At 73.6% G+C, this 25,749-nt stretch carries 28 protein-coding genes; 21 read left to right on the top strand and 7 right to left on the bottom strand.

What is annotated here, in order from left to right; all coding sequences use genetic code 11:
- Window positions 1-30 precede the first annotated feature (30 nt).
- On the top strand, window positions 31-480 hold the full coding sequence (locus tag PVK74_RS14690; RefSeq protein WP_064448720.1) for a GNAT family N-acetyltransferase: 450 nt from the start codon (window positions 31-33) through the stop codon (window positions 478-480).
- Between the two features lie 16 nt (window positions 481-496).
- On the opposite strand, the gene PVK74_RS14685 is transcribed toward PVK74_RS14690, so the two are convergent.
- Complete coding sequence (locus tag PVK74_RS14685) at window positions 497-1,156, bottom strand: DUF6766 family protein (protein WP_043328972.1); 660 nt, start codon at window positions 1,154-1,156, stop codon at window positions 497-499.
- 85 nt (window positions 1,157-1,241) lie between these two features.
- Entirely contained in the window at window positions 1,242-1,706 is a 465-nt protein-coding gene (locus PVK74_RS14680; protein WP_197494991.1) for a DUF4383 domain-containing protein, read from the bottom strand.
- A 209-nt stretch (window positions 1,707-1,915) separates the two neighbouring features.
- On the opposite strand from PVK74_RS14680, the gene PVK74_RS14675 reads away from it, so the two are divergent.
- The 3 genes from PVK74_RS14675 to PVK74_RS14665 are packed head-to-tail and all read left to right on the top strand — an operon-like array spanning window position 1,916 to window position 3,823.
- The gene (locus PVK74_RS14675) at window positions 1,916-2,701 is read left to right on the top strand and encodes a hypothetical protein (RefSeq protein ID WP_064448719.1); all 786 of its coding nucleotides are present in this window, start codon (window positions 1,916-1,918) and stop codon (window positions 2,699-2,701) included.
- Window positions 2,702-2,732: 31 nt separating this feature from the next.
- Window positions 2,733-3,185, top strand: coding sequence for a phage holin family protein (locus PVK74_RS14670; protein ID WP_051611588.1), 453 nt, complete (start codon window positions 2,733-2,735; stop codon window positions 3,183-3,185).
- Window positions 3,182-3,823, top strand: a complete 642-nt coding sequence (locus PVK74_RS14665; protein ID WP_274479226.1) for a DUF3618 domain-containing protein — start codon at window positions 3,182-3,184, stop codon at window positions 3,821-3,823. Before PVK74_RS14670 ends, PVK74_RS14665 begins: the two co-directional genes overlap by 4 nt.
- Window positions 3,824-3,839: 16 nt before the next feature.
- Here the strand turns inward: PVK74_RS14665 and PVK74_RS14660 are convergent, their stop codons facing one another.
- A complete protein-coding gene (locus PVK74_RS14660) occupies window positions 3,840-4,961 on the bottom strand; it encodes a glycosyltransferase family 2 protein (protein WP_274479225.1) in 1,122 nt (373 codons plus the stop codon).
- Window positions 4,962-5,083: 122 nt separating this feature from the next.
- Between PVK74_RS14660 and PVK74_RS14655 the strand changes: the two genes are divergently transcribed.
- Both PVK74_RS14655 and PVK74_RS14650 read left to right on the top strand, forming a co-directional pair.
- Window positions 5,084-5,722: an SRPBCC family protein gene (locus tag PVK74_RS14655; protein ID WP_210887433.1), complete on the top strand. Its 639-nt coding sequence runs from the start codon at window positions 5,084-5,086 to the stop codon at window positions 5,720-5,722.
- On the top strand, window positions 5,719-6,897 hold the full coding sequence (locus PVK74_RS14650; RefSeq protein ID WP_069087988.1) for a zinc-dependent alcohol dehydrogenase: 1,179 nt from the start codon (window positions 5,719-5,721) through the stop codon (window positions 6,895-6,897). Before PVK74_RS14655 ends, PVK74_RS14650 begins: the two co-directional genes overlap by 4 nt.
- Window positions 6,898-6,920: 23 nt before the next feature.
- Here the strand turns inward: PVK74_RS14650 and PVK74_RS14645 are convergent, their stop codons facing one another.
- Window positions 6,921-8,204, bottom strand: coding sequence for a cytochrome P450 (locus PVK74_RS14645; protein ID WP_274479224.1), 1,284 nt, complete (start codon window positions 8,202-8,204; stop codon window positions 6,921-6,923).
- A gap of 239 nt (window positions 8,205-8,443) precedes the next feature.
- On the opposite strand from PVK74_RS14645, the gene PVK74_RS14640 reads away from it, so the two are divergent.
- Window positions 8,444-8,830, top strand: a complete 387-nt coding sequence (locus PVK74_RS14640; RefSeq protein WP_113972690.1) for a hypothetical protein — start codon at window positions 8,444-8,446, stop codon at window positions 8,828-8,830.
- 7 nt (window positions 8,831-8,837) lie between these two features.
- Here the strand turns inward: PVK74_RS14640 and PVK74_RS14635 are convergent, their stop codons facing one another.
- Window positions 8,838-9,056 (bottom strand): DUF397 domain-containing protein, encoded by a 219-nt coding sequence (locus PVK74_RS14635; RefSeq protein ID WP_013287999.1) that lies wholly within the window; start codon window positions 9,054-9,056, stop codon window positions 8,838-8,840.
- A 66-nt stretch (window positions 9,057-9,122) separates the two neighbouring features.
- Here PVK74_RS14635 and pepN point away from each other — a divergent pair, with 66 nt between their 5' ends.
- The 10 genes from pepN (at window position 9,123) to PVK74_RS14585 (ending at window position 20,135) form a co-directional block, all read left to right on the top strand.
- The gene (gene pepN / locus PVK74_RS14630; RefSeq protein WP_274479223.1) at window positions 9,123-11,639 is read left to right on the top strand and encodes an aminopeptidase N; all 2,517 of its coding nucleotides are present in this window, start codon (window positions 9,123-9,125) and stop codon (window positions 11,637-11,639) included.
- Between the two features lie 89 nt (window positions 11,640-11,728).
- A complete protein-coding gene (nadD, locus tag PVK74_RS14625; RefSeq protein WP_030503098.1) occupies window positions 11,729-12,325 on the top strand; it encodes a nicotinate-nucleotide adenylyltransferase in 597 nt (198 codons plus the stop codon).
- A gap of 110 nt (window positions 12,326-12,435) precedes the next feature.
- Window positions 12,436-12,840 (top strand): ribosome silencing factor, encoded by a 405-nt coding sequence (gene rsfS, locus PVK74_RS14620; RefSeq protein WP_043328985.1) that lies wholly within the window; start codon window positions 12,436-12,438, stop codon window positions 12,838-12,840.
- The gene (locus tag PVK74_RS14615) at window positions 12,837-13,466 is read left to right on the top strand and encodes a histidine phosphatase family protein (RefSeq protein ID WP_043328986.1); all 630 of its coding nucleotides are present in this window, start codon (window positions 12,837-12,839) and stop codon (window positions 13,464-13,466) included. Before rsfS ends, PVK74_RS14615 begins: the two co-directional genes overlap by 4 nt.
- A gap of 48 nt (window positions 13,467-13,514) precedes the next feature.
- Complete coding sequence (locus PVK74_RS14610; RefSeq protein WP_274479222.1) at window positions 13,515-14,369, top strand: DegV family protein; 855 nt, start codon at window positions 13,515-13,517, stop codon at window positions 14,367-14,369.
- Window positions 14,370-14,378: 9 nt separating this feature from the next.
- Window positions 14,379-15,155, top strand: a complete 777-nt coding sequence (locus tag PVK74_RS14605; protein WP_274479221.1) for an SDR family NAD(P)-dependent oxidoreductase — start codon at window positions 14,379-14,381, stop codon at window positions 15,153-15,155.
- Between the two features lie 126 nt (window positions 15,156-15,281).
- Complete coding sequence (locus PVK74_RS14600) at window positions 15,282-16,160, top strand: ComEA family DNA-binding protein (RefSeq protein ID WP_210887421.1); 879 nt, start codon at window positions 15,282-15,284, stop codon at window positions 16,158-16,160.
- Window positions 16,157-18,571: a ComEC/Rec2 family competence protein gene (locus tag PVK74_RS14595; RefSeq protein WP_420800528.1), complete on the top strand. Its 2,415-nt coding sequence runs from the start codon at window positions 16,157-16,159 to the stop codon at window positions 18,569-18,571. The genes PVK74_RS14600 and PVK74_RS14595 overlap by 4 nt, the downstream gene beginning before the upstream one ends.
- Before the next feature lie 122 nt (window positions 18,572-18,693).
- On the top strand, window positions 18,694-19,674 hold the full coding sequence (holA, locus tag PVK74_RS14590; protein WP_043328991.1) for a DNA polymerase III subunit delta: 981 nt from the start codon (window positions 18,694-18,696) through the stop codon (window positions 19,672-19,674).
- Entirely contained in the window at window positions 19,671-20,135 is a 465-nt protein-coding gene (locus PVK74_RS14585) for a hypothetical protein (protein WP_043328992.1), read from the top strand. Before holA ends, PVK74_RS14585 begins: the two co-directional genes overlap by 4 nt.
- A 173-nt stretch (window positions 20,136-20,308) precedes the next feature.
- Here the strand turns inward: PVK74_RS14585 and rpsT are convergent, their stop codons facing one another.
- Both rpsT and PVK74_RS14575 read right to left on the bottom strand, forming a co-directional pair.
- Window positions 20,309-20,575: a 30S ribosomal protein S20 gene (rpsT, locus tag PVK74_RS14580; protein ID WP_030503107.1), complete on the bottom strand. Its 267-nt coding sequence runs from the start codon at window positions 20,573-20,575 to the stop codon at window positions 20,309-20,311.
- Window positions 20,576-20,920: 345 nt separating this feature from the next.
- On the bottom strand, window positions 20,921-21,997 hold the full coding sequence (locus tag PVK74_RS14575) for a phosphotransferase family protein (protein WP_274479220.1): 1,077 nt from the start codon (window positions 21,995-21,997) through the stop codon (window positions 20,921-20,923).
- Between PVK74_RS14575 and PVK74_RS14570 the strand changes: the two genes are divergently transcribed.
- The 4 genes from PVK74_RS14570 to PVK74_RS14555 all read left to right on the top strand — a co-directional run bounded on the left by PVK74_RS14570 (window position 21,996) and on the right by PVK74_RS14555 (window position 25,559).
- Complete coding sequence (locus tag PVK74_RS14570) at window positions 21,996-22,532, top strand: DUF4240 domain-containing protein (RefSeq protein WP_043328995.1); 537 nt, start codon at window positions 21,996-21,998, stop codon at window positions 22,530-22,532. The genes PVK74_RS14575 and PVK74_RS14570 overlap by 2 nt on opposite strands.
- A 106-nt stretch (window positions 22,533-22,638) precedes the next feature.
- Entirely contained in the window at window positions 22,639-24,516 is a 1,878-nt protein-coding gene (gene lepA / locus PVK74_RS14565) for a translation elongation factor 4 (protein ID WP_069087980.1), read from the top strand.
- A 220-nt stretch (window positions 24,517-24,736) separates the two neighbouring features.
- Window positions 24,737-25,024, top strand: a complete 288-nt coding sequence (locus PVK74_RS14560) for a GlsB/YeaQ/YmgE family stress response membrane protein (protein WP_043328996.1) — start codon at window positions 24,737-24,739, stop codon at window positions 25,022-25,024.
- 250 nt (window positions 25,025-25,274) lie between these two features.
- Complete coding sequence (locus tag PVK74_RS14555) at window positions 25,275-25,559, top strand: GlsB/YeaQ/YmgE family stress response membrane protein (RefSeq protein ID WP_043328998.1); 285 nt, start codon at window positions 25,275-25,277, stop codon at window positions 25,557-25,559.
- Window positions 25,560-25,749 lie beyond the last annotated feature (190 nt).

Genomic DNA, 25,749 nt, shown 5'->3' with positions numbered 1-25,749 from the left:
CGCGAAATCCGGCGGATCTAGCGTACGGGCATGTTGATCGAGTCCCGTCCCGCCACCGACCCGGAGATCGCCGCGCTCGTCGTCGCCCAGCAGCGTGAGCTGCGCGACGCGGACGGCGGGCTGGACGGGCAGGTGACGGTCGTGCACACCGACATCCACTACCTGGCCGCCGTGGTGGGCGGCCGGGCGGTCGGCTGCGGTGGGCTCCAGGCGCTCGACGCCGACACCGGTGAGCTGAAGCGGATGTACGTGCGACCGGCGTTCCGGGGGCGGGGCATCGCCCGGCAGTTGCTCGTCGCGCTGGAGGAGCTGGCGTTCCGGGCGGGGCACCGGACAGTGTGCCTGGAGACGGGCACCTACCTGCCGGCCGCGATCTCGCTCTACCGGTCCAGCGGCTACGAGCCGATCCCGGTGTACGGCGAGTACGTGGACAACCCGTACAGCGTCTGCTTCGCCAAGCGGCTGCCGGTGGCGGCCTGATCGGCCGGCCTGACGCTCAGGCGCTGGTCTGGGCGTGCGGCGCGGTGACCGGCTTCGACTCCGGGCTGGCGTGCTGGCGCAGCACGATGCTGAGCAGGATCAGCACGCCGACGGCGAGGAACTCGCTCTGCCAGTTCTGCATCGACTGGAACCAGAAGTCGCTGGTGCCGAGGAACTGCCAGGCGCTGATCGGGGCGGCACCGCTCTCCAGCGCCTGCTCCTGGTTGTAGGCGGCCACGCCGCCGAACAGATGCCCCAGGAACGAGCCGCCGAAGATCATCAGAAGCGCGATGGCGAGGCTGTTCCGGTAGACCACGAGCGGCAGCCCGCCGACCCGTACCGGCCAGGGCGAGTCGGGGCGGGCGTGGTCCCGGTTGTCCTCCGGCCGGTCCGTCTGGTCCTCCGGCTTCGACTCGGCCGAGCCCTTCTGCACCAGGTACGCGGTGAGCAGCACGTAGCCGCCCATCTGGAGGAACTCCGACTCCCAGTTCTCGAACACCGCCTCGGCGAAGTGCCCGGTGCCGAGATAGGCCCACCAGCTCAGCGGCTCGATGCCGTACCGGCTCAGCTCCTCGTTGTGCACCTGCCAGCCGAAGACGCTCTGCAGCAGCAGGAAGACCAGGAACGCGCCGAGCATGGCGACCGAGAGCATGTTGTCGCGCAACCACCGTGGCATCGCCGGACCTCCTCGACCCGCTCGCGCCTGCCCTCCTGCCCGGCATCGGGTCGGGACAAACGCCGCACCGGCGTGTCGCGCCTGGTCAGGGACGGTCGAACGGGGCCTCCACCCGGGTGCCGGTGCCGAGGTTGTTGTTGAGCAGCAGGCCGGCCGCGAGCATGCCGAAACCGAGGAACAGGTGCAGCCAGTTGTCGGCGTCGTTCACCGGCACGAAGTTCGCCGAGGCATCCCGGTCGATGGCGAAGCCGTACAGCCACAGCACCAGGTAGAGCGCGCCGCCGCCGGCCAGGAACACGCGCGCCCCGGCCAGCCGCCGCGCCATGACCAGACCGACCAGGCCGAACAGCAGGTGCACCAGGTTGTGCAGCACCGACACCTGGAACACCCCGAGCAGCTTCGCCTCGGAGTGGTGCCCGGCGAACGTCATCTCGCCGTAGTGCGTGGTGATGCCGGGTACGAAACCGAGCACGCCGATCAGCGCGAAGACGGCTGCCGCCGCGAGGGCGACCTTCTGCACCGTAGGCCGGGCGGGCGCGTGTTCGCGCACGTCACGTGCCATCCCTGTCACCCCCGTGGACTCGCCGCCGCCCGGGCGGGCAGGCATTCCATTCTCTGACCGGAGCGGGTCGCTCCCGCAGAGAAATCACGAATCAGGCATGGACCGGTCGACCGGGGGTAGGGCGATTGTCATGCGGAAACAAATCCGCGTACCCCCCGAGAACACCCGCTGGGAAACACACGAGCGGAAGGGACATCATGACTCAGGATCTTTCCCCGACTTCTGCCACGTACCAGTCGACGAACGGCGGCGGCGTGCGTGACCAGGCCCGCCAGGTGGGCTCCGACGCCGCGAGCGCCGGTGGCGCCGTGGCGCAGACCGCCAAGGAGCAGGGTCGGGAGGTGGTGGGCGAGGCCAAGCGACAGGCCCGCGACCTTTACGGCGAGACCCGCAGCCAGGTCACCGCCCAGGCCGGACAGCAGCAGCAGCGCGCCGCCAGCGGCCTGCGGTCGCTCGCCGACGAGATGCGCACCATGGCGCAGCAGGGTGGCGGCTCCGGCCCGGTCACCGAGCTGGCCCACCAGGCGGCCGAGCGGGTGCACGGCGTGGCCGGCTGGCTGGAGCAGCGCGAGCCGGGCGACCTGCTCAACGAGGTGAAGAACTATGCCCGCCGCAACCCCGGCACGTTCCTCGTCGGCGCCGCGCTGCTCGGCGTGGTCGCCGGGCGGCTCACCCGCAACATCACCGCGCTCGGCGACGACAACAGCGGCGCGCGGCCGGCGTACGACCCGGACCGCACGGCCGTCATCCCGACCGCGCGTGAGGTGCCGGACCAGGTGCCGCCGGGCGGCTACCTCGACCCGACGCCGGGCAGCTACGCCGAGCCGGACCCGGGCTACTCCGCGCCGGGCGCGACCTACCCGACCGGCGGCGCCCCGAACACCTGGGCCGACCCGGCGGGTGGCACCGGTCAGCCGCTGCCGCCGCCGGAGCGCACCGACCCGCTGCCGGGCGTCCCGTCCACCGGCGCTCCCCGCCCGTGACCGGCCGTACCGGCAGAAGGGAGGCGACGGCATGACCGTACCCACGCAGGACCCCGGCTATCAGGCGGCGGGCGCCCCGCCCCACGCCGACGAGGTGCGCGGCAGCTCGCTCGGCGACCTGATGCGCCAGGTCACCACTGACCTGTCCACGCTGATGCGGCAGGAGGTCGAACTGGCGAAGGCGGAGATCCGCCAGGAGGGCAAGAAGGCGGGCAAGGCCGCCGGACTGTTCGGCGGCGCCGGCTTCGGCGGCTACATGGTGGCGCTCTTCGTCTCGATCGCGATCTGGCAGTTCCTCGACAACGTCATGGACTCCGGGCTGGCCGCGCTGATCGTGGCCGTCATCTGGGCCGTTGTCGCGGCGGTCCTGTACTCGATGGGCAAGAAGAACGCCGAGCGGATCCGCGGCCTGAAGCAGACGAACGACAGCGTGCAGCGCATCCCCGACGCGCTCAAGCCGCACCCGGAGGGAGTCATCCGATGAGCACCGATCCCGAGCAGATCCGCCGCGAGATCGAAGCCACCCGCAACAACCTCAGCTCGGACGTGGACGCCCTGGCGTACAAGGTCAGCCCGGGCCGCATCGTCGACGACCGCAAGCAGCGCGTGCGTAGCGCGCTGACGAACGTGAAGGACAAGGTGATGGGAACCGCATCGGACCTCGGCCACGGCACCGGCCACGCCGCCCACTCGGTGGGCGACCACGCCTCCTCGATGGCGTCCACGGTGGGCGACAAGGCGCACTCGGCCGCCGCCACGGTGAGCGACGCCGCCCACCGGGCGCCGCAGGTGGTGCGGCGCAAGTCCGAGGGCAACCCGATCGCCGCCGGCGTGATCGCCTTCGGCGTCGGCATGCTGGTCTCCTCGCTGATCCCCGCCACCCGCCGCGAGCAGCAGGTCGCCGCGCAGGTCAAGGAGAAGGCCGCCGAGCACGGCGGCGTGGTCAAGGAGAAGCTGGGCGAGGTCGCCGGTGAGCTGAAGGAGGAGCTGCGCGAGCCCGCGCAGCACGCCGCCGAGTCGGTGAAGGCCACCGCGCAGGACGCCGCGTACGCGGTCAAGGACGACGGCCGCGCCGCCGCGCAGGACGTGCGGCACAGCGCCGAGCAGGCGCAGTCCTCCTGAAGGCCCGCGCTCTCGGTTAGGAAGGGCCCCTTCTTATCGCCTCGCGATAAGAAGGGGCCCTTCCTTTCACATCAGCGGGCATCGACCCGGTCTGCACCCAGAGCACCAGCTCGTCCGGGCGGTGCCGGGTCGTCCGCCGCCGCAGCGCACGTGTGGAGTTGGCCGCCACCCGCAGCCGGGCGCCCGCGTAGGGCACCCCGCCGCGCAGCCGCCGGCCCACCGCCAGCCACGCGCACAGCCCGCGTTCCAGCGCCCAGAGCGGCGCGGCCAGGCTGGTGTGCGCCGGGAACACGGTCGCGCCGCCGGCCCGTCGCCGGCCCAGCTCCGCCACCGCGACAGTCGCCAGCCCGGCCCGCAGCAGCAGCCCGGGCCGGCGGGTGGCGAGCGCAGCCGCCGTCGCGGGCAGCACCACCAGCGCGGCGAGCAGCCACGCCGGCCGGGCCGTCTCGTCGTACGCCTGGCGGACGCGCTGCCCGAGGAAGTGCGCCGCGGAGGGCGGGAGCCGCCGCACGTACAGCCACGCCGGGGTGGCGGTGCTGCCGCCGTACGCGCGCACGGTCCGGACCAGCTCCAGGTTCTCGAAGAGCACGTCCGGGTCGTAGCCGCCCATCGCCAGGAACGTGCCCCGCCGCACCCCGAGCGTGCCGGGCCAGTCCCCGCCGAACGCGCGGGCGAGCAGCGTCCGGCCGGTGTCCCACCAGGCGTGCCACGGCAGCGGGTCGAAGTGGTTCTGCGGGCGGACCAGGTCGACCCCGTCCAGCAGCTGGTGCACGGCGCGCAGGGCCGGCAGGTCGTACCGGATGTCGTCGTCGGCGATCACCACGTGCTCGTGCCGGGCCAGCGCGACGCCGGTGAGCACGCCGAGCACCTTGCCGTTGCGTCCGCGCAGCGCCGGGTCCGGCGGCACGTGCCGTACCAGCCCGTCCCATGCGGCGGCGTGCCGGGCGAACAGCTGCGGCGGCGAGGCGTCGACCACCACCACGTCGACCCAGCGGCTCAGCTCCCGCAGGTACGCGGTCAGCTCGTCCAGGCCGCCGTCGTCGTGGGCGCGCAGCGGCAGGACGTACGCCATCGGGAGCCGGACCGGCGCGGACGCGGCGGTCTCCTCGCCCGGGCGCGCGGCGATCGGTCGGGTCACGTCGTCTCCCCTCGTGTCGGGTCACGCGACTTGCCCGGAATGCGGCTGCTGAAACCGTTTCGGGCGGGCTGTGTCGGGTAGCGCACCCGGATACGGGACGGTCCGAGTCGGGAGGAGACGTGATGCCCAGCAACGCGACGAGATGGGCGCTGGCCGGCGCCGCCGCGGTGACCGCGCTCGGAGTCACCCGGACGGTCGCCGGGCGACGGCACCGGCACCAGCCCGACCGCGAGGACGGCTGGTACGTGGTGCGCCGCGGCATCACCGTGGACCGGCCGGTCGACGCGGTGATCGGGTTCTGGACCGACCGGGAACGGCTCGATCGAGGGCTGGCCGAGTGGGCCACGCTGGAGCAGCTCGACGCGAACCGGTGGCGCTGCGTGGCGGCCGACCCGGCCGGCGGCGGCACCGAGTGGCGGGCCGAGATCACCGTCGACGGCCCGGGCCGGTTGAGCTGGCGGGTCACCGACGGGCCGGTGGCCCAGCGCGGCCGGGTCGAGCTGGTGACCGCGCCGCAGAATCGGGGCACCGAGATCCGGGCCGAGCTGCGCTGGCGCTCCGGGCCGATCCGGCGCGCGGTCGGGCTGGTCGGTGGCACCGACCCGGACCTGGGGCTGCGCACCGCGCTGCGCCGGATCAAGTCGTTGATCGAGACCGGGCACGTGCTGGACACCCGGCACGACCCGTCCGGGCGCAGCCCGCGTCAGGAGCGGGCGACGGACAAGGTACGCGAGAAGCTGATGGTGGGAGGACGGCCGTGAGGGCGTTGTGCTGGGAGGGCGTAGGGAAGCTGGCCGTACGGGACGTGCCGGAGCCGACCATCAGGTCCGGCGGCGACATCATCGTCAAGGTGCGCGCGAGCAGCGTCTGCGGCTCCGACCTGCATCTGATCAACGGCTACCTGCCGGCGATGCGCGAGGGGGACATCCTCGGCCACGAGTTCATGGGTGAGGTGGTCGAGACCGGCCCCGACGTGCGGCGCATCTCCGTCGGTGACCGGGTGGTGGTCGGCTCGGTGGTGGCCTGCGGCTCGTGCTGGTACTGCCGCACCGAGCAGTTCTCGCTCTGCGACAACTCCAACCCGCAGCCGGTCTTCACCGAGAAGCTGTGGGGCCACTCGCCGGCCGGCATCCTCGGCTACTCGCACGCGGCCGGCGGCTACTCCGGCAGCCACGCCGAGTACATCCGGGTGCCGTTCGGCGACGTCGGCGCGTTCACCGTGCCGGACGGGGTGCCGGACGACTCGGTCGTGTTCGCCTCCGACGCCATGCCGACCGGCTGGATGGCCGCCGACTTCTGCAACCTCAAGGGCGGCGAGGTGGTGGCCGTCTGGGGCGCCGGCGGCGTCGGCCAGATGGCGGCCCGGTCCGCGCAGATCCTCGGCGCCGAGCGGGTGGTGGTCATCGACCGGCTGCCGGAACGGCTCGCCACCGCGTCGCAGCGCCTCGGCGTCGAGACGATCAACTACGCCGAGACCGACGTGCTGGAGGCGCTGCGGGAGATGACCGCCGGGCGCGGCCCGGACGCCTGCATCGAGGCCGTCGGCATGGAGTCGCACGACGTCGGCCCGGCGTACGCGTACGACAAGGCCAAGCAGACGGTACGCGCGCAGACCGACCGCCCCACCTCGGTCCGGCAGGCGATCATGGCGGCTCGCAAGGGCGGCACGGTGAGCATCGTCGGCGTGTACGGCGGCCTGGTGGACAAGTTCCCGCTCGGCGCGGCCATGAACAAGGCCCTGGTGCTGCGGATGGGGCAGATGCACGCCCAGCGCTACATCCCGATGCTGCTGGACCGGGTCGCGGCCGGCGAGATCGACCCCGGCTACCTGGCCACCCACCCGATGTCGCTGGAGCAGGGCGCCCGGGGTTACGAGATCTTCGAGAAGAAGGAGGACGGCTGCCTGCGTACCGTGCTGCACCCGCAGGCCGCCTGACCGCCCGACGAGGGGGCGCCCGTTCAGCGCAGCGGGCGCACCCCGCCGGCCCGATGTGCCCCGTCGACCGGGCGTACGCCGTCGAGCACCAGCCCGCTGGGCGGCAACGCCGGCATGGCGCCCAGGTCGAGCGCCAGGTCCTGCGGCGGTACGCGGTAGTCCATCGCGCCGGTCAGGTTCGTCACGGCCCGCTTCATCAGCTCGATGGTGATCCACTCGCCGGCGCAGCGGTGGCCGGTGAAGTGGTCGCCGCCGCCCTGCGGGACCAGGCCGAACGGGTCGTCGCGCCAGCCGGTGAAGCGCTCGGGGCGGAACTGCTCCGGCTCCGGCCAGATGCCGGGGTGGTGATTGGTGCCGTACAGGTCGAGCAGCACCCGCCGGCCCTGCGGGAACGTGTACCCCCGCCACTGGAACGAGCGGCGCACCCGGGCCGCGGTGACCGGGAAGAACGGGTAGTAGCGGCGTACCTCCTGCACGAACCGCTCGGTCGCGGCGTCGTCGCCGGGCAGCCGGTCCCGCCAGTGCGGGTGGTCGTGCAGCGCCAGCGCGGCGAAGACCACGTACCGGTCCACCGCGACGGTGGGGCGCAGCACGTTGAGCAGTTCCACGGCGGCGATCCGGCGGGGCAGCGGCAGTCCCCGCTCGTCCCGGTGCCCGGCCACGACCGCCAGCGCGCTGCCCTCCGGGGCGGGCACCGCGCCCGCGCGTACCCGTTCGATCAGGTCGCCGGCCCATCGTTGCGCGCGGTAGCGGCCGAGCCGGCCGCGCCAGTGCCGGGGGCCCAGCGCGGCCGGCGCCTCGATCATCGCGTGCATCTCGGCGGTGCGGCGCGGCACGTCGGCCTCGGCCAGCGGCACCCCGGCCCAGGCCCAGACCGTACGGGTCAGGATCTCGCCCACCTCGTCGTAGAGCACCACCGGGCCGTTGCGGGCCCAGACCGGGATCCGGGCCTGCCACTGTTCGTCGAAGATCTCCCCGAGGCGGCGGATCGCGGCCGACGTCATGATCGACATGAACATCGCCTTGCGGACCCGGTGCGCCTGCCCGTCCAGGCCCTGCACGCCGCCGACACCGGTGAGCGTGCGCTGCCCGCGCATCGGCATGGCGCCCCGCCGCACGAACCGCTCCTCGTCGTAGAACAGCTCGGCGGCCTCCCGGCCGCGCAGGCAGATCGTCGGCTCCAGCAGCAGCCGGGTCTGGAACACGTCGGTGCCGAGGCGGTCGCAGCGGGAGCCGACGAAACGGTAGCCCTCCCGGATGAAGGCGAGCGTGCTGTCCGGGCTCCGGTCGCTCGGCATGGTGCTCATGTCGGCTGCTCCTGACGCGGTTCGGCGGCGCTGCCTACCTACCCCGGGCGACGCCGCCGAACCCTTCATCTCAGCAGCTCGGGCCGCACGCGGGAGGGGCCAGCCGGTCGGGCGGACGCTGGCCCCTCCCCGGCGGCGGAAAAGCTGGTTCCCTCGAGGCACGCGGACCGGCGGCTACCGGTCCGGCGCCCGCCGGCGTGGTGTCCGGCGGCGGTCACCGGCGACGGGGGAGGGCACTGATGCGTGACGACAGCGCGGCACGGCGGCACCGCGAGGCGTGGGCCGGGCTGCGCGGGGACGGCCGCGACGGTCCGCTGATCGGCGGGCCCCGGCGCGCCGGGGCCCGCCCACCGCGGTACTTCACCGTGCACCTGGGCTTCGCCGCCACCGATCCCGCCGTCGCGCGGGAGCAGGCGGTGGCGTACGCCGAAGCGCTCGGCCTGCTCCGCCCGGAGCTGGCGCTCGGCGCGGCGGCCCTGTCCCCGGCGGACGCCTGGCACCGGGCCGAGCGGCTGTTCTGCGACGCGGTCGGGCCCGACGGCGAGCGCTGCGCCGACGTGTCCGGGCACCCGGGCTTCCACCACGCGCCCGGTCCGGGCGGCCTCGGCTGGGGCGACGGTGACTGAGGTGCGCTCAGTCCAGGTCGAACTCGCCGTCCTGGGCGCCGGCGACGAACGCGTCCCACTCGGCCTGGGTGAAGACCAGCACGGGCCCGTCCGGCTCGGCGGAGTTGCGCATACCGATCAGGTCGTCGACGAATGCCACCTCGACCGCTCCCTCGGAGGTGTCGCCCTCTGCCCGCTGCCAAACCGCCCGGGAGAGGTCGAAATCGCCCTTGGGGTGCTGACCCATCGCTGCTCCTCCATCGCCATGCGTAACGAGGCGGCCCGAGCGGACCACATCGGGCAGGATAAGCGGATGCCGAGCCTCACCCGTGCAGAGGCGACCGCGCGCCGCGCGTCGATCACCGTCGAGTCCTACGATGTGGACCTCGACCTGACCGGCGACGCCGAGCGGTTCCGCTCCGCCGTCACCATCCGGTTCCGGGCCACCCCCGGCGCCGAGACCTTCGTCGACGTCAAGCCGCGCCGACTCCTCGCCGCCCGCCTCAACGACAGCGACCTCGACCCGGCCCTGCTGGCGGACGGCCGGCTGCCGCTGACCGGCCTGGCCGCCGACAACACGCTCACCGTCGAGGCCGAGATGGCCTACTCCAACACCGGCGAAGGGCTGCACCGGTTCGTCGACCCGGCCGACGGCGAGACCTACCTGTATGCGATGTCCTTCCTGGACGACGGGCCGCGGATCTTCGCCGCGTTCGACCAGCCCGACCTGAAGGCGCCGGTGACGCTGACCGTCACCGCGCCACCGGAGTGGACGGTGGCCGCCAACGGGCCGCTCGCCGACCGGCCCGCACCCGGCCGCTGGGAGTTCGCCACCACCGAGCCGCTCGCGACCTACTTCGTCTCGCTGATCGCCGGGCCGTGGCACGTGCTGCGCGCCGAGCACGACGGCATCCCGCTCGGCCTCTACTGCCGGCGCTCGCTCGCCGAGCACCTGGATGCCGACGCCGACGAGATCTTCACAGTCACCCGCCAGTGCCTCGACCGCTTCCACGAGCTGTTCGCCGAACGCTATCCGTTCGGCAAGTACGACCAGGCGTTCGTGCCCGAGTTCAACGCCGGCGCGATGGAGAACCCGGGCCTGGTCACGATCCGCGACGACTACGTCTTCCGCTCGGCGGTGACCGACACCCAGCGGGAGCTGCGCGCCACCACGATCGCCCACGAGATGGCACACATGTGGTTCGGCGACCTGGTCACCATGAGCTGGTGGGACGACCTGTGGCTCAACGAGTCCTTCGCCGAATACCTGGGCACCCGGGTCACCGCCGAGGCGACCCGGTTCGACCGGGCGTGGACCACGTTCGCGAGCCGTCGCAAGGCCTGGGGCTACACCGCCGACCAGCGCCCCTCCACCCACCCGGTGGCGCCGGAGGAGGTGGCAGACGCCGCCCAGGCGCTGCTGAACTTCGACGGCATCTCGTACGCCAAGGGCGCCAGCGTGCTGCGCCAGCTCGTCGCCTGGCTCGGTGACGAGGCGTTCCTGGCCGGGCTGAACGCGCACTTCGCCGCGCACCGCTTCGGCAACGCGACACTCGCCGACCTGCTGGCCGCCCTGGGTACGGCGAGCGGCCGCGACCTGGCCGGCTGGGCGGAACGCTGGCTGCGCCGCGCGCAGGTGAACACGCTGCGGGTCGACACCGCCGTGGACGCCGACGGGCGGTGGACCGACGTGGCGATCGTGCAGACCGCCCCGGCGAGCCACCCGGTGCTGCGGCCGCACCGTATCGGCGTGGCCCACCACACCGCCGACGGCCCGGCGTACCGGTTCGACGTCGACCTCGACCCCGACGCCGACGGCGGCCGGACGCCGCTGCCCGAGCTGGTCGGACGGCCCGCCACCGGGCTCGTGCTGCCGAACGCCGGTGACCTGACGTTCGCCAAGATCCGCCTCGACCCGGCCTCGGCGGACGCGGTGCCGCTGCTGCTGCCGGGGCTCGACGATCCGCTGGCCCGGGCGCTGCTCTGGGGCGAGGCGCTGGACGCGGTCACCGACGGGGAACGGCCGGCCGGCGCGCTGGCCGCGCTGATCGCGGCGGCGCTGCCCGCCGAGACCGAGGTGACGATCGTCGAGGACGTGCTGCTGCTCAGTCGCCGGCTGATCGACCGCTACCTCGACCCGCTCGGCCGGGACGCGGCGCTGCTGCGGGTGGCGACCGCCTGCGCGGCGTTGCTCGACTCGGCCCCCGCGGGCGGTTCCCTGCAACTGGCGGCGGCGCGAGGCCTGATCGCCGCCACCACCGACACCGCGATGCTCGCCGGCTGGCTGGCCGGTAAGGACGTGCCGTCGGGGCTGGCCGTGGACACCGACCTGCGCTGGGCGGTGCTGCGCCGGCTGGTGGTGCTCGGCGCGGCCGGTACGCCGCAGATCGACGCCGAGGCCGACGCCGACCGCAGCGCCACCGGCGCCGAGCAGGCCGCCGCGTGCCGGGCCGCGCTGCCCGACGCCGACGCGAAGCGGGCCGCCTGGGAGATCGTCACCCGCAGCACCGAGCTGTCCAACCGCCTGGTCGAGGCGACCGCCGAGGGCTTCTGGCAGCCCGAGCAGGCCGAGCTGACCGCCGGGTACGTGCAGCGCTACTTCACCGACATGCCGGCGGCGGCGCGTCTGCGTACCGCGTGGGTGGCCGACGCGGTCACGGTGGCCGCCTACCCCCGCTACGCCGTGGCGCAGCCCACCCGGGAGATGGCCGCGGCGCTGCTGGCCCGCGACGACCTGACGCCGGGCCTGCGGCGGTGGGTGACCGACCTGGACGACGACATGCGCCGGGCGCTCGTGGCCCGGACGGCGGTGGCCGCCGCGTCGGCCTGAGCTGGGAGCGCGCCGGGTGGGGGACCGCCCGGCGCGCTCGACGGCGGACCCCGCCCGGGGCCGTCGGGCGGGCGGCCTACGATCGCTGGGTGGAGGAAGACATCCGGCGGGTCGGCATCATGGGCGGCACGTTCGACCCGATCCACCACGGGCACCTGGTGGCGGCGAGCGAGGTGGCCGACCGGTTCGGTCTGGACGAGGTGGTCTTCGTGCCCACCGGACAGCCGTGGCAGAAGGCGGAGGAAGCGGTCACCCCGGCCGAGGACCGTTATCTGATGACGGTGATCGCCACCGCCTCCAACCCGCGCTTCCAGGTGAGCCGGGTCGACATCGACCGCGGCGGCCCCACCTACACCGTCGACACGCTGCGCGACCTGCACGCCGAGTACGGCGCGAAGGCGCAGCTGTTCTTCATCACCGGCGCGGACGCGCTGGAGCGCATCCTCTCCTGGAAGGATCTGGACGAGGCGCTCGAACTGGCCCACTTCATCGGCGTGACCCGGCCCGGCTTCGAACTGACCGACAAGCACCTGCCGGCCGACTCGGTGAGCCTCGTGCAGGTGCCCGCGATGGCGATCTCCTCGACCGACTGCCGCGCGCGGGTCGCCCGGGGCGAACCGGTGTGGTACCTGGTGCCCGACGGTGTGGTGCAGTACATCGCGAAACGGCGTCTCTATCAGCGGTGATTCCGCGCTTTATGTCCCCGTTTGTGCCTGAAATCGACCAGAACTGACAAGTCGCCGCACCGCCGGGTGTGAGAGGCTTGGAGGGTCGCACGGTTGATCGAAGGAGAACGGTGACAGTTTCCGAGCGCGCGCACGAGCTGGCGATGGCCGCCGCCCAGGCCGCGGCCGACAAGAAGGCACAGGACATCGTCATCATCGACGTGGGCGACCAGCTCGCGATCACCGACGCGTTCCTGCTGGCCGCCGCTCCGAACGAGCGTCAGGTGCTCGCCATCGTCGACGCCATCGAGGAGCGCCTGCTGGAGCTGCCGGAGAAGGCCAAGCCGGTGCGCCGCGAAGGCGAGCGCGGCGGCCGCTGGGTGCTGCTCGACTACGTCGACATCGTGGTCCACGTCCAGCACACCGAGGAGCGCGAGTTCTACGCGCTCGACCGGCTCTGGAAGGACTGCCCGCAGATCCCGTTCACCGATCGCGACCTGGCCGACTCGGCCGCCGGCAGCGCCACCGCCGAATGACCCGCCTGATCATCTGGCGGCACGGCAACACCGACTGGAACGCCGCGAGCCGCGTCCAGGGCCAGACCGACGTGCCCCTCAACGACCTCGGCCGCGAGCAGGCCCACGCCGCCGCCCCGGTACTCGCCGCGCTGCGCCCCGACGCGATCGTCGCCAGCGACCTGCGCCGGGCCGCCGACACCGCCGCCGCGCTCGCGGCGCTGACCGGGCTGCCGGTCCGCACCGACGCGCGGCTGCGGGAACGGCACTTCGGCCAGTGGCAGGGCCTCACCCTGACCGAGGTGGCCGAACGGTTCCCCGACGAGTACGCCCGCTGGCGGGCCGGCGACCCGGACCCGGGCGCCGGCCTCGAACCCCTGGGTGACCTGGGCGCCCGGCTCGGCGCCGGGTTCCAGGACGCGGCCGACCTCGCCGTCGGCGGCACGGTCGTGGTGACCACCCACGGCGGCGGCGCCCGGCAGGGCGTCGGGCACCTGCTCGGCTGGGACCACACGGTGCTGCGCAGCCTCGGCTCGCTGGCGAACTGCCACTGGACCGAACTGCGCCACAACGACATCCGGGGCTGGCACCTGCGGGCACACAACGTCGGTCTGGTCACCCGGGCGGCGCTCACCGACGCGGTCTGACACCTCCGGCCCCGGCGCGTCACAGCGCCATCGGCTAGCGTGCCGGTCATGCCCGTCGCGGTCGTCACCGACTCCACCGCCTACCTGCCCTCCGACCTGGCCCGCGCACGCGGGCTCACCGTCGTCCCGCTCACAGTCGTGCTCAACGGCGCGGAAGGGCTGGAGGGCGTCGAGACCTCCCCGGCCGACGCCACCCGCGCGCTGAGCGGCCGGCGGGTCTCGGTGAGCACGTCCCGGCCCGCGCCCGAACAGTTCGCGCAGGTCTACCGCACGCTGCTCGCCGAGGGCGCCGACGGCGTGGTGTCGGTGCACCTGTCCGCCGAGCTGTCCGGCACCGTCGAGGCCGCCCGGCTCGCCGCCGCCGAGGTCGGCGACGACCGCGTCACCGTCGTCGACAGCCGATCCACAGGCATGGGCCTCGGCTTCCCGGCGCTCGCCGCCGCCGCGGCCGCCGCGGCGGGCGCCGACCTGACCGGGGTACGCGACGCGGCGCTGGACGCGGTCGCCCGCACCACCATCTACTTCTACGTCGACACGCTGGAGTTCCTGCGCCGGGGCGGCCGGATCAACGCGGCCGAGGCGCTGCTCGGCACCGCGCTCTCGGTAAAGCCGATCATGCACATGCCGGATGGCGCGATCGTGGTGAAGGACAAGGTCCGTACCGCCAGCCGGGGAGTCGCGCGGCTGGTCGACCTCGCCGTCGAGGCGGCAGACGACGCCCAGGTCGACGTCGCGGTGCACCACCTCGCCGCGCCACAGCGGGCCGAGCAGTTGCTGACGGCGCTGACCAAGCGGCTGGGCGACCGGCTGCACGACACGTACGTCACCGAGGCCGGAGCGGTGGTCGCCGCCCACGCCGGGCCGGGGCTGGCGTGCGTGGTGGTCCACCGCCGTACACCCTAGGGTGGCCGGATGAGCCCACTGTCGTATGTCGTCACCGGCGGCGGGCGCGGCGTCGGACGCGCCATCGTCGAACGGCTGGCCACCGACGGCGGCATCGTGGTCGTGGTCGAACGGGACACGAGCGCACTGGACTGGCTGGCCCGGCATTCGCTCGCCGACCGGCTGCACGCCGTGACCGGGGACGCCGGCGACGAGGCGGTCACCGGCCGGGCCGCCGACCGCGCCGAGGCGTACGCGCCGCTGGCCGGCTGGGTCAACAACGCCGCTGTCTTCCGCGACGCCGACCTGCACCGCGCGCCCGCGAGCGAGGTGGTCGACCTGATCACGCTCAACCTGCGGCCCGCCGTGGCCGGGGCCGGCACCGCCGTACGCCGGTTCCTGGCCGCCCGGACCGGCGGCGCGATCGTCAACGTCTCGTCCCACCAGGCCCGCCGGGCGGTGCCGGGCGCGCTGCCGTACGCCACCGCCAAGGCCGCGCTGGAAGGGCTGACCCGGGCGCTCGCCGTCGACTACGGCCGCCACGGGATCCGCGCCAACGCGGTGGCGCTCGGCTCCGTCCACACCGAACGGCACGCCGCCTACCTGGCCGGACTCGACCCGGCCGAGGTCGCGCACGTCGACGCGGAGATGGCCCGGCTGCACCCGCTCGGCCGAATCGGGCGTACCGACGAGGTGGCCGAGGTGGTCGCGTTCCTGCTCTCCGACCGCGCCTCGTTCGTCAACGGCGCGGTCGTGCCGGTCGACGGGGGACGGGCCGCGCTCGGCCTGGACCCGGAGGCGCGCTGACCGTAGTTTTCGGCCACCTAGCACGGCCAGGGCTTGATCGGGTGTGTGTCCACAGTCCCTTGGTTGTCCACAGGTGAGCGTTCATCGGCCGATGCGGGACGAGCTGTCTCCGTAGCGTCCCGAGCCGTGCCAGACGACGAGGAGACGACGGTACGGCGGCGGCTCGCCCGGCTGTTCGGGCCTGGGCCCGGCGAGGCCGAGCCGGGTCTCGGGCTGCGTCCCGGCTTCCCGGAGCGCGACGGCGGGCGGGAACCCTCGTCCGGGGCGAACCCCTGGTCCGCCGAGCCGGACGCCGACGAAGGCCCGTCCCACGATGCTCCGGTGGCCGCGCGCGGCCTGGCGTCCCGGCTGCCCGGACCCGGGGCGTTCGATCCCGGCAGCCGGGGTGTGCGGGCGCTCGCGGCGGTGGCGGCAGTGGTGGTCGTGGTGGCCGCCGTCTGGGCCTGGCGCTCGCGTCCGAGCACCGAACCCGTGCCGCCGGTGACGGCGTCCTCCGAGGCGCCTGTGGGCGCGGCGACCGAGGCGGTCACCGGGGTGCCCGCGTCAGCCGGCGCACCGGGTCAGGTGGTCGTCGCGGTGGCCGGGAAGGTCCGCCGCCCCGGCCTGGTCCGGCTGCCGGCCGGCGCCCGGCTGGCCGACGCCGTCGAGGCAGCAGGCGGCGCGCTGCCCGGCGTCGACGTCGCGCTGCTCAACCCCGCCCGCAAGGTCACCGACGGTGAACTGATCCTGGTCGGTGTGACCGCCCCACCGGGACCGGGCGGGCCCGCCGCGGCGGGCGCAGGCGGTGCGCCGGGCGGACCTGCGGCGCCGGCCGGACCGGTCAACCTGAACACCGCGACGCTTGCCCAGCTCGACGCGCTACCCGGCGTCGGCCCGGTGCTCGCCCAGCGGATCCTCGACCACCGCGACCAGCACGGCGGCTTCCGGTCCGTGTCCGACCTGCGGCAGGTCGACGGCATCGGCGACGCCCGGTACGAGCAGCTCAAGGAACTGGTGACGGTGTGACCGGCCGGCGTGCCGCTGCCTCGCCCGTCCTCGACGGTGACCCTGCGCCTGTCCGCGACGTGCCCGACCTGCGGCTGGCCGGGTTGGCGGTGGCCGCGTGGCTCGCCGCGCTGGCCGGGCTGCACCTCACCGTCCGCGCGACCGTGTGGACGGCCGCCGTCGCCGCCGCGCTCGCCCTCCTGGCGGCCCTGCGCTGCTGCGGCGTGCTCGGCCGACCGGGGGAACCGACCCGCCGCTACGGCTGGATCGTGGTCGCCGTGCTGCTCGGCGTGGTCTGCGGGGCCGCCGCCACCGGCGCCCGGCTCGCGATCCGCGACGCCACGGCGGTACGCGCTCTGGTCACCGAAGGCGCAGTGGTCACCGCCGACCTGGTGCTGCGCGACGATCCCCGCCCGGTACGCGGTGCCCCCGGCCGGCCACCGATGCTCCTGGTCCGCGTCGACCTGGTCCGCCTCACCGGAGGCGACGGCGCGCGGGTCACCGGCCCGGTACGCGCCCTGGTGCTGGCCACCGACCCGGCCTGGCGGCCGCTGCTGCCGGGTCAGCGGGTCACCACCCAGGGGCGGCTGTCCGCCCCGCGCGGCGGTGACCTGACCGCCGCCGTGCTCTCCGCCGCCGATCCGCCCACGCTGCGCGGCAGCGCGTCCTGGCCGCAACGGGCGGCCGGGGTGCTGCGATCAGGGCTCCAGCGCGCCTGTGCGCCGCTGCCGGACGCGCCGGGCGGGCTGCTGCCCGGCCTCGTGGTGGGGGACACCAGCCGGCTGCTGCCCGAGGTGGAGGAGGACTTCCGGGCCACCGGGATGACGCACCTCAACGCGGTGTCCGGCTCCAACGTGGCGATAGTGGTCGGCGCGGTGCTGCTGCTGGCCCGCTGGGCGCGCGCCGGTCCGCGTACCGCCGCCACGCTGTGTGTGCTCGCCCTGGTCGGGTTCGTCATCCTGGTACGGCCCTCGCCGAGCGTGGTGCGCGCCGCCGCGATGGGTGCGATCGGGCTCGCCGCGCTGGCCGCCGGGCGGTCCCGGTCGGCGCTGCCCGCGCTCGCCGCGGCGGTCACCGGGCTGATCCTGTACGACCCGGACCTCGCGGGCGACCCGGGGTTCGCGTTGTCGGTCTGCGCCACCGGGGGACTGCTGCTGCTCGCGCCGGGATGGCGGGACGCGCTGCGCCGCCGGGGCGTACCGCCCGGGCTGGCCGAGGCGCTCGCCGTGCCGGCCGCCGCGCAGCTCGCCTGCGGCCCGGTGATCGCCGGACTGTCCGCGACGGTGAGCCTGGTGGCGGTGCCGGCGAACCTGTTGGCGGTGCCGGCCGTCGCGCCCGCCACTGTGCTCGGTGTGCTGGCGGCGGTGCTGTCGCCGGTGTGGCCGGGCGGCGCGGAGTTCCTGGCCTGGCTGGCGAGTTGGCCGGCGCGCTGGCTGGTGGCGGTGGCCGCGCACGGGGCGGACCTGCCGGCCGGGAACCTGCCCTGGGTGGGCGGGGTGGCCGGGGCCCTGCTGCTGGCGGGGGTGAGCGTGGCGCTGCTGCTCGCCTTCCGCCGACGCCGGGCGCGGCGGCTGGTCGCGGTCGTGGTGATGGCGGTGGTGCTCGGCGCGGTGCCGATCCGGTTGCTTGCCTCCGGCTGGCCGCCGCGCGGCTGGGTGGTGGTGGCGTGCGCGGTGGGACAGGGGGACGCCGTGGTGCTGCCGGTGGCGGCCGGCCGGGCCGTGGTGGTCGACGCCGGACCGGACCCGTCCGGCGTGGACGCCTGCCTGCGCCGCCTGCGCGTACGTGAGGTGTCGCTGCTGGTGGTCAGTCACTTCCACGTCGACCACGTCGGCGGCGTGGCCGGGGTGTTCCGGGGCCGGCGGGTGGGCGCGGTGGTGGGTCCGTCCTGGTCCGAGCCGCCCTACGGCGCCGCCCAGGTACGCGAGGCGGCCCGCCGGGCCGGTGCGCCGCTCGCCGCCGCGCAGGCGGGCTGGCGGTGGCGGGCCGGAGCGGTGGACCTGGTCGCGGTCGGGCCGCCGTACCCGCTGCGGGGCAGCCGGTCCGACCCGAACAACAACTCACTCGTCCTGACCGCCACCGTGGCCGGGGTACGGGTCCTGCTCGCCGGTGACGCCGAGACGGAGGAGCAGCGGGCGATGCTGGAGACGATGCCGGCCGCCGCGATCCGGGCCGACGTGCTGAAGGTGGCCCACCACGGCTCGGCGTACCAGGATCCGCAGTTCCTCGCCGCGGTGCGCCCGGCGGTGGCGCTGGTGTGCGTGGGCGTCGACAACGACTACGGGCATCCCAACGCCGGGCTGCTGGACCGGCTGACCCGGGGCGGCGCGCGGGTGCTGCGTACCGACACCGGCGGTGACCTGGCCGCCGTGCGCGTCGGCACCGGCCTCGCCGTGGTGACGCGCGGCCCCGATCCGGTACGACAGCGGTGAGGTGGCGAGTCTTGTTGCGATAGATGGTGCATCAAGGCAAATGTCTGGATTTGCGCTGAGTGCGGGCTGTGCCGTCACAGTCCTCGATGACCAGGTCCGATCGGGTCGGAGGGCGTGCGAGTATGGGCGACGTGACCCCCGCCGACCTGCCTCCTATTGTGCTCGTCCTCGGCGACGAGGAGCTGCTCGCCACGCGAGCGGTGACCGAAGCCGTCGCCCGGGCCCGCGAGGTGGACCCCGACGTGGACGTGCGGGAATACCAGGCCGGCACGCTCACCGTCGGCGAGATCGCCGAGATGCTCAGCCCGTCGCTGTTCGGCGGCCGCCGGGTGCTGGTGCTCCGCTCCGGTCAGGACGCCCGCAAGGACCTGTCCACCGCGCTACTGGCGTACGCGAAGAACCCCGACCCGGACGTGCAGCTCGTCGTGCTGCACCTGGGCGGGGCCAAGGGCAAGGCGTTCGCCGACGGGCTTCGGGCGGCCGGTGCCACTGTGGTGCCGGCGATGAAGCTCAAGGGCGACCGGGAACGGGCCGCCTTCGTGCGGGACGAGATCCGTCGCAACGGGGGCAAGTGCACGCCGGACGCGGCCGACGCCCTGGTCGCGGCAGTCGGCAACGACATGCGTGAGCTGGCCGCCGCCTGCTCGCAGCTGCTCGCCGACACGGACGGGCGGATCAGCGCGGACACGGTGGCCCGCTACTACCGGGGGCGGGCCGAGGTGACCGGCTTCACGGTGGCCGACGCGACGATGGTCGGCGACGTGCCCGGCGCGCTGGAGGCGCTGCGCTGGGCGCTGCACGTCGGCGTCGATCCGGTGCCGATCGCCGACGCGCTGGCCGACGGCGTACGAACCGTGGCCCGGGTCGCCGCCGCCGGGCGGGGAAGCCCGTTCCAGCTGGCCAAGACGCTGGGCATGCCGGCCTGGAAGATCGAGAAGGCTCAGGTGCGGGCACGGGGCTGGACACCCGAGGGCCTGGTCGAGGCGATGCGGGTGGCCGCCGAGTGCAACGCGGCGGTCAAGGGCGGCGCCGACGACCGGGCGTACGCGCTGGAGCGAGCCGTGTTCTCGGTGGCCGCGGCCCGGCAGGGCGGCGCCCGGTGACCCGATCGTGGTCGACTGTGGCCACGGACGAGGAGCGGTACCGCCCGCTCTACGCCCGGGTGCTGGGCCTGCGCTTCGTCAACCCGGGCGGGGTGCTCTGCTTCCTGTTCTTCGAGGGCGCGATGGCGCTCGCCGTGCTGCTCGCGCTCGCCGAACTGGTGAGCTGGTGGGCGGTGCTGGTGCTGCCGGTCGCGGTGGCCGCGATGGTCAAGCTCAACGACGTGGTCGCCGAGATGGTCGTCCGCACCGCGGCGCTGGTGCCCGAGCAGGAGCGGGACCGCTTCCGGCGGCAGATGGAGCCGGTGGTCGGCCGGGCCCGGGTGCCCGCGAGCGCCCGCGCGCTGCCGAGCGGCGCGGTCCGGAGCGTCCGGTCGTTGCCGGGCGGCACGCCAGCCGACTCCCGGGGCGTCCGCTACCACCACCCGCAACGCGCGACGTTCGACCGCCCGACCGAGCGCTAGCAGCGCCTCTTCCCCCGCGCCGCGCCCCGCGCCTTCGCGCGGAGATCTTGGTACGGAACCGCCCCTCAGGGGGCCGTTTCGTACCAAGATCTGCGGCGTGATCGGAGTGGGACAGCCGGAAGCCCCGTGGGCTCGATGGCCCCGGGGCTTCCGGTCGGGATCTGCGGTGCCGGTCAGGCAGAGAACGAGGCGACGCGCTTGGCGATCGCCGACTTCCGGTTGGCCGCCTGGTTGGCGTGGATGACACCCTTGCTGGCAGCCTTGTCCAGCTTCCGGGTGGCCTCACGCATCAGCACGGTGGCCTTCTCGGCGTCGCCCGCCTCGGCAGCCTCGTGGAACTTCCGGATGGCGGTCTTCAGCGACGACTTGACCGACTTGTTACGCAGCCGGCGCTTCTCGTTCTGCCGGTTGCGCTTGATCTGGGACTTGATGTTCGCCACGCGACAGCCTCGTCTTGATAGCTCGGGTTGGTCTGCTTTCGCGCACGACGAGCATGCGTCATCGCCGCGCGAAAAGCCAGGCTACCAGGTCGGTCCCCGACGAGCCAAAACGCCTCCGGCCGGGGCCCACCTGCCACCGTCACCAGCATGCCGTCGCACCCAGCGATCACACCAGTCCGATCGGCGTTTCCAGGCTGGTCGAGCGGCGCGCCACTTCGGGGAAGTGGCGGGGCCAGGGCCGGTGTGATGCGGCCACCTCCCCGTGCTGGTGTGGATCAAGGGGGCGGTGGGATGCGCGCCACCTTGTTGAGCTGGGGTGGGTCATGGGGAACCGGCGGGGTGGGGTCAGGACCAGCCTCGCCGCTCGGCCAGCCAGCTGAGCGCCTGCTCGCCGCTCCAGCGCTGGTGGGCGCGCAGGTGCGGGGACGCCGTCGACGGTTCGGCGGCGGCCCCGGTCAGGTAGTAGCCGGCCAGCGCGGCCAGCGTCACGTCCAGCGCATCAGCGGGCGCCCCTGCCACCGCCGGGTGACCGGCGAACGCGCCGTCCGCGTCCAGGCCACTGGCGTACGCGGTGAGCAGCAGCCCGGCCAGGTCGAACCAGGCCGGCCCGTGACAGAGCCACGGCCAGTCGCACAGCCAGGCGCGCCCGCCGGAGTCGATCAGGAGGTTGTCCACCCGCAGGTCGCCGTGGGCCAGCCCGGGGGCCGCGTCGGCGTACCCGGGCAGGCGCGACTCCAGCGCCACCAGCTCGGCCAGCGGGGCGCCGGCGGCCTGCTCGGGCAGTGGCTCGCGCCCGGCGGCCACCTCGCCCCACCAGAGGATGTCGTCGCGGGCCAGGTCCGCGAGCCGGGGGAGCGGGAGCGCGGCCAGCTGCGCAGGCGGGTCGGCGAGGGCGGCGGCCACCTCGGCGTACGTGGCGAGGGCGGCGTCCAGCTCGGCCGGCGCCCAGGGCAGCGCGGGGGTGTGCCCGTCGATCGCGTCGAGCGCCAGCGCGTACCAGCCGGACTCGGTGAGCGCCCAGCGCGGCCGGGGCACCGGCAGGCCGGCCGGGAGCCGGGCCAGGATCGCCGCCTCGTGGGCGTACCAGTCGACCAGGTGCCGTTGCCCGTGCAGCGCCGCCGCCTTGACGAACACGCGCTCACCGTCTGGGCCGGTCAGCACGGCGGCGAATCCGCTGGTGAACCCGCCGGCGGCCACCCGTACCGCCGCCGGTGGGCCGCCGAGCCGGGCGGCCAGCGCGTTCCGCAGCCCGGCCGGCAGGTCGGCCCAGCCCGGCCGCACGGCCGTCGACCCGTACGCGACGGGCGGGAGTGAGATCGCACGCACCGCACCATGCTGCCGCACGCGGGCCGCGCCGCCCCGCCGCACCGGTGGCGCGCGGCGAACCGGCGCGTCGGAGGGCTCTGCCAGACTGCCTGCCATGAGGACCGACGAGTTCTGGCAGCTGATCGACGACGCCCGCGCCGGGGCCGGGGGAGAGCCCGACGCGGTCGCCGCCCGGGCGGTCGCGCTGCTGGCCGAGCGCGACCCGGAGGAGATCGTCGGGTACGCCCACCACCAGCGGCGGGTGCTCGCCGCCTCCTACCGGGTGGATCTCTGGGGCGCGGCGTACCTGATCAACGGCGGCGCCTCGGACGACGGCTTCGAGTATTTCCGGGGCTGGCTGATGACCCAGGGCCGGGCGGTGTTCGCCAAGGCGGTCGGCGACCCGGACTCGCTCGCCGAGTTGCCGCAGGTGCGGGCGGCGGCGCTCAGCGGCGAGGAGTTCGAGTGCGAGGACATGCTGGCGGTGCCGTGGGACGCGTACCGGAAGGCCACCGCGACCGACCTGCCGGCCGAGCGTGACCCGGTGCCGGTGCCCGACCTGAACGACTTCTGGGACTTCGACGACGAGGAGGAGGCCCGGCGTCGGCTGCCGAGACTGGCCACCCTCTTCGTGGAGCCGCCCGTGGAATAGCAGTGGAGTAAAGGGGGAGTCCGGGCGCTCCCGGGGCGACGTGGGACCATGGAGGGGGCCGGCGGCGCGCCGGCCCGCTCACGTCAGCCGACCAGAACGGACCGCTGTGCCACCGACGCTCGATCCCGGCGCGAACGCTCCTGGTGCCACCGACCCGGCGCGCATCCGGAACTTCTGCATCATCGCCCACATCGACCACGGGAAGTCGACCCTGGCCGACCGGATGTTGCAGCTCACCGGTGTGGTCGACCCACGGCAGATGCGCGCGCAGTACCTGGACCGGATGGACATCGAGCGCGAGCGCGGCATCACCATCAAGAGCCAGGCCGTGCGGATGCCGTGGACGATCCGCGAGGGCGACCGGGCCGGTGAGACGGCCGTGCTCAACATGATCGACACTCCGGGCCACGTGGACTTCACCTACGAGGTGTCCCGTTCGCTGGCTGCCTGCGAGGGTGCGATCCTGCTCGTCGACGCCGCGCAGGGCATCGAGGCGCAGACGCTCGCCAACCTCTACCTGGCGCTCGAGAACGACCTGCACATCATCCCGGTGCTCAACAAGATCGACCTGCCGGCCGCCCAGCCGGAGAAGTACGCCGAGGAGCTGGCGCACCTGATCGGCGGCGACCCGGCGGACTGCATCAAGGTCTCCGGCAAGACCGGCGAGGGCGTGCCGTACCTGCTGGACGAGATCGTCCGGCAGTTCGTGCCGCCGGTGGGTGACGCCGAGGCCCCGGCCCGCGCGATGATCTTCGACTCGGTGTACGACGTCTACCGGGGCGTGGTCACGTACGTCCGGGTGATCGACGGCCGGATCTCGGCCCGGGACCGGATCAAGATGATGTCCACCGGCGCGGTCCACGAGCTGCTGGAGATCGGTGTCATCTCGCCGGAGATGGTCAAGGCCGACGCGCTCGGCGTCGGCGAGGTGGGCTACCTGATCACCGGCGTGAAGGACGTGCGCCAGTCCCGGGTCGGTGACACGGTCACCATCAACAACAACCCGGCCAAGGAGGCGCTCGGCGGTTACAAGGACCCGAAGCCGATGGTCTACTCGGGGCTCTACCCGATCGACGGCTCGGACTACCCGAACCTGCGCGAGGCGCTGGACAAGCTCAAGCTCAACGACGCCGCGCTGGTCTACGAGCCGGAGACCTCTGGCGCGCTGGGCTTCGGCTTCCGCTGCGGCTTCCTCGGCCTGCTGCACCTGGAGATCATCCGGGAGCGGCTGGAGCGGGAGTTCAACCTCGACCTGATCTCCACCGCCCCGAACGTGGTCTACCGGGCCATCCAGGAGGACGGCGAGGAGATCGTGGTCACCAACCCGAGCGAGTACCCGACCGGCAAGATCGCGGAGGTGTACGAGCCGACGGTGCGGGCGACGGTGCTGACCCCGAACGACTACGTCGGCGCGGTGATGGAGCTGTGTCAGGGCCGCCGGGGCAGCCTGCTCGGCATGGACTACCTCTCCGCCGACCGGGTGGAGCTGCGCTACACGCTGCCGCTGGCCGAGATCATCTTCGACTTCTTCGACCAGCTCAAGAGCCGTACCAAGGGTTACGCCTCACTGGACTACGAGCCCTCCGGCGAGCAGGCGTCGGACCTGGTGAAGGTGGACATCCTGCTGCACGGCGAGCCGGTCGACGCGTTCAGCGCGATCGTGCACAAGGACAAGGCGTACACGTACGGCACGACGATCGCGGCGAAGCTGCGTTCGCTGATCCCGCGCCAGCAGTTCGAGGTGCCGATCCAGGCGGCGATCGGCAGCCGGGTGATCGCCCGGGAGACCATCCGCGCGATCCGCAAGGACGTGCTCGCCAAGTGCTACGGCGGTGACATCAGCCGCAAGCGCAAGCTGCTGGAGAAGCAGAAGGAGGGCAAGAAGCGGATGAAGATGGTGGGCCGGGTGGAGGTCCCCCAGGAGGCGTTCATCGCGGCGCTCTCGTCCGACTCCGGTGACGGCAAGCCCGCCGGCAAGAAGTAGCGGTCCGGCTCCGCGCAGCGGCCGGCGTCCCCTCGCAGGGGCGCCGGCCGTTCGCGTACCCAGGAGATTTTCAGCCTCTGGCAGCGCTCCCACCTGCGGGTTCGCGTCAGTCGGGAGGGTGGCGGTCGATACGGCCGGTTTCGGTTTTCGATGCGTCGGGCACTTAGCGGTCACGACAGCAACCGCACAGAACGTGCGAAATCGCTTTAGGAGGACGACCGTGGAGTTCACCGTCTGGGGCATCATCACCGCGCTGGTCGTGGGTCTGATCGTCGGCGCGCTGGGCCGGCTGGTCGTGCCGGGCCGGCAGAACATGCCGATCTGGCTGCACATGGTGATCGGCGTCGGCGCGGCGCTGCTGGGCACCGTCCTGGCCCGCGCGCTCGGCATCGCCACGCAGACCGCCGGCATCGACTGGGCCGAGCTGGCCGTGCAGGTCGTGCTCGCCGCCATCGGTGTGGCCCTGGTGGCCGGCGTCGGCCGCCGCAGCAGCGTCTCGCGTTACTGATCGCATCACGCGCCTCGACGGGTGCCCGGCCGCATCGGCCGGGCACCCGTCGGCGTATTCGGCGCATTGAACCCCGTCGGTGTGCCGGGCCCGCCCGCCGCGCCCGGTTTCGGGGAGAAGCAGCAGGTCAGGGTACGTCTGAACAATTCGTCATCGGAGTCGGTTTGGATTTCCGGGCGGTCGGGAACTTAGCGATCACGACAGTAACCACACAAAAACGTGTGACCGGATCTTAAGGAGGAGGGCGACCATGGAGCTCACCGTTTGGGGCATCATCACGGCGCTGGTCGTTGGTCTGATCGTCGGCGCGCTGGGCCGGCTGGTCGTGCCGGGCCGGCAGAACATGCCCATGTGGCTGCACATGCTGATCGGCGTCGGCGCCGCGCTTCTGGGCACGCTCGTCGCCCGGGCCTCCGGCTTCGCCGAGACCGCCGGCATCGACTGGCGCGAGCTGATGCTGCAGGTGCTGTTCGCCGCGATCGGCGTGGCCCTGGTGGCCGGTGTCGGCCGTCGCCGCGGCGTCTCGCGCTACTGACCCCGCACCACGCGCCTCGACGGGCGCCCGGCCTCACCGGCCGGGCGCCCGTCGGCGTTCGTGGGCTCTGAACTGCCCGGACGGCATCGATGTCGGCCGGGCCCCGGCTGCGATACGGTCGCCTGTGCCCTCCGTCACGAACACCCCCTGTTGTAAAGGAAATTTTCCTACTAAGGTGCGGCGGAGAAGG

This window comes from Micromonospora chalcea (assembly GCF_028768405.1).
In the GTDB taxonomy this organism is placed as follows: domain Bacteria; phylum Actinomycetota; class Actinomycetes; order Mycobacteriales; family Micromonosporaceae; genus Micromonospora; species Micromonospora chalcea.
The sequence above is the reverse complement of the archived record's forward strand: the minus strand, read 5'-3'. Positions and strand labels throughout refer to the sequence as shown.

What these genes read in the sequence shown, in the direction of transcription:
- PVK74_RS14690 (WP_064448720.1), top strand. Translation starts at nt 31, where the DNA reads ATGTTGATCGAGTCCCGTCCCGCCACCGACCCGGAGATCGCCGCGCTC.
- PVK74_RS14685 (WP_043328972.1), bottom strand. Translation starts at nt 1,156, where the DNA reads ATGCCACGGTGGTTGCGCGACAACATGCTCTCGGTCGCCATGCTCGGC.
- PVK74_RS14675 (WP_064448719.1), top strand. Translation starts at nt 1,916, where the DNA reads ATGACTCAGGATCTTTCCCCGACTTCTGCCACGTACCAGTCGACGAAC.
- PVK74_RS14670 (WP_051611588.1), top strand. Translation starts at nt 2,733, where the DNA reads ATGACCGTACCCACGCAGGACCCCGGCTATCAGGCGGCGGGCGCCCCG.
- PVK74_RS14665 (WP_274479226.1), top strand. Translation starts at nt 3,182, where the DNA reads ATGAGCACCGATCCCGAGCAGATCCGCCGCGAGATCGAAGCCACCCGC.
- PVK74_RS14655 (WP_210887433.1), top strand. Translation starts at nt 5,084, where the DNA reads ATGCCCAGCAACGCGACGAGATGGGCGCTGGCCGGCGCCGCCGCGGTG.
- PVK74_RS14645 (WP_274479224.1), bottom strand. Translation starts at nt 8,204, where the DNA reads ATGAGCACCATGCCGAGCGACCGGAGCCCGGACAGCACGCTCGCCTTC.
- PVK74_RS14640 (WP_113972690.1), top strand. Translation starts at nt 8,444, where the DNA reads ATGCGTGACGACAGCGCGGCACGGCGGCACCGCGAGGCGTGGGCCGGG.
- PVK74_RS14635 (WP_013287999.1), bottom strand. Translation starts at nt 9,056, where the DNA reads ATGGGTCAGCACCCCAAGGGCGATTTCGACCTCTCCCGGGCGGTTTGG.
- pepN (WP_274479223.1), top strand. Translation starts at nt 9,123, where the DNA reads ATGCCGAGCCTCACCCGTGCAGAGGCGACCGCGCGCCGCGCGTCGATC.
- PVK74_RS14615 (WP_043328986.1), top strand. Translation starts at nt 12,837, where the DNA reads ATGACCCGCCTGATCATCTGGCGGCACGGCAACACCGACTGGAACGCC.
- PVK74_RS14610 (WP_274479222.1), top strand. Translation starts at nt 13,515, where the DNA reads ATGCCCGTCGCGGTCGTCACCGACTCCACCGCCTACCTGCCCTCCGAC.
- PVK74_RS14605 (WP_274479221.1), top strand. Translation starts at nt 14,379, where the DNA reads ATGAGCCCACTGTCGTATGTCGTCACCGGCGGCGGGCGCGGCGTCGGA.
- holA (WP_043328991.1), top strand. Translation starts at nt 18,694, where the DNA reads ATGGGCGACGTGACCCCCGCCGACCTGCCTCCTATTGTGCTCGTCCTC.
- PVK74_RS14570 (WP_043328995.1), top strand. Translation starts at nt 21,996, where the DNA reads ATGAGGACCGACGAGTTCTGGCAGCTGATCGACGACGCCCGCGCCGGG.
- PVK74_RS14575 (WP_274479220.1), bottom strand. Translation starts at nt 21,997, where the DNA reads ATGGCAGGCAGTCTGGCAGAGCCCTCCGACGCGCCGGTTCGCCGCGCG.
- PVK74_RS14555 (WP_043328998.1), top strand. Translation starts at nt 25,275, where the DNA reads ATGGAGCTCACCGTTTGGGGCATCATCACGGCGCTGGTCGTTGGTCTG.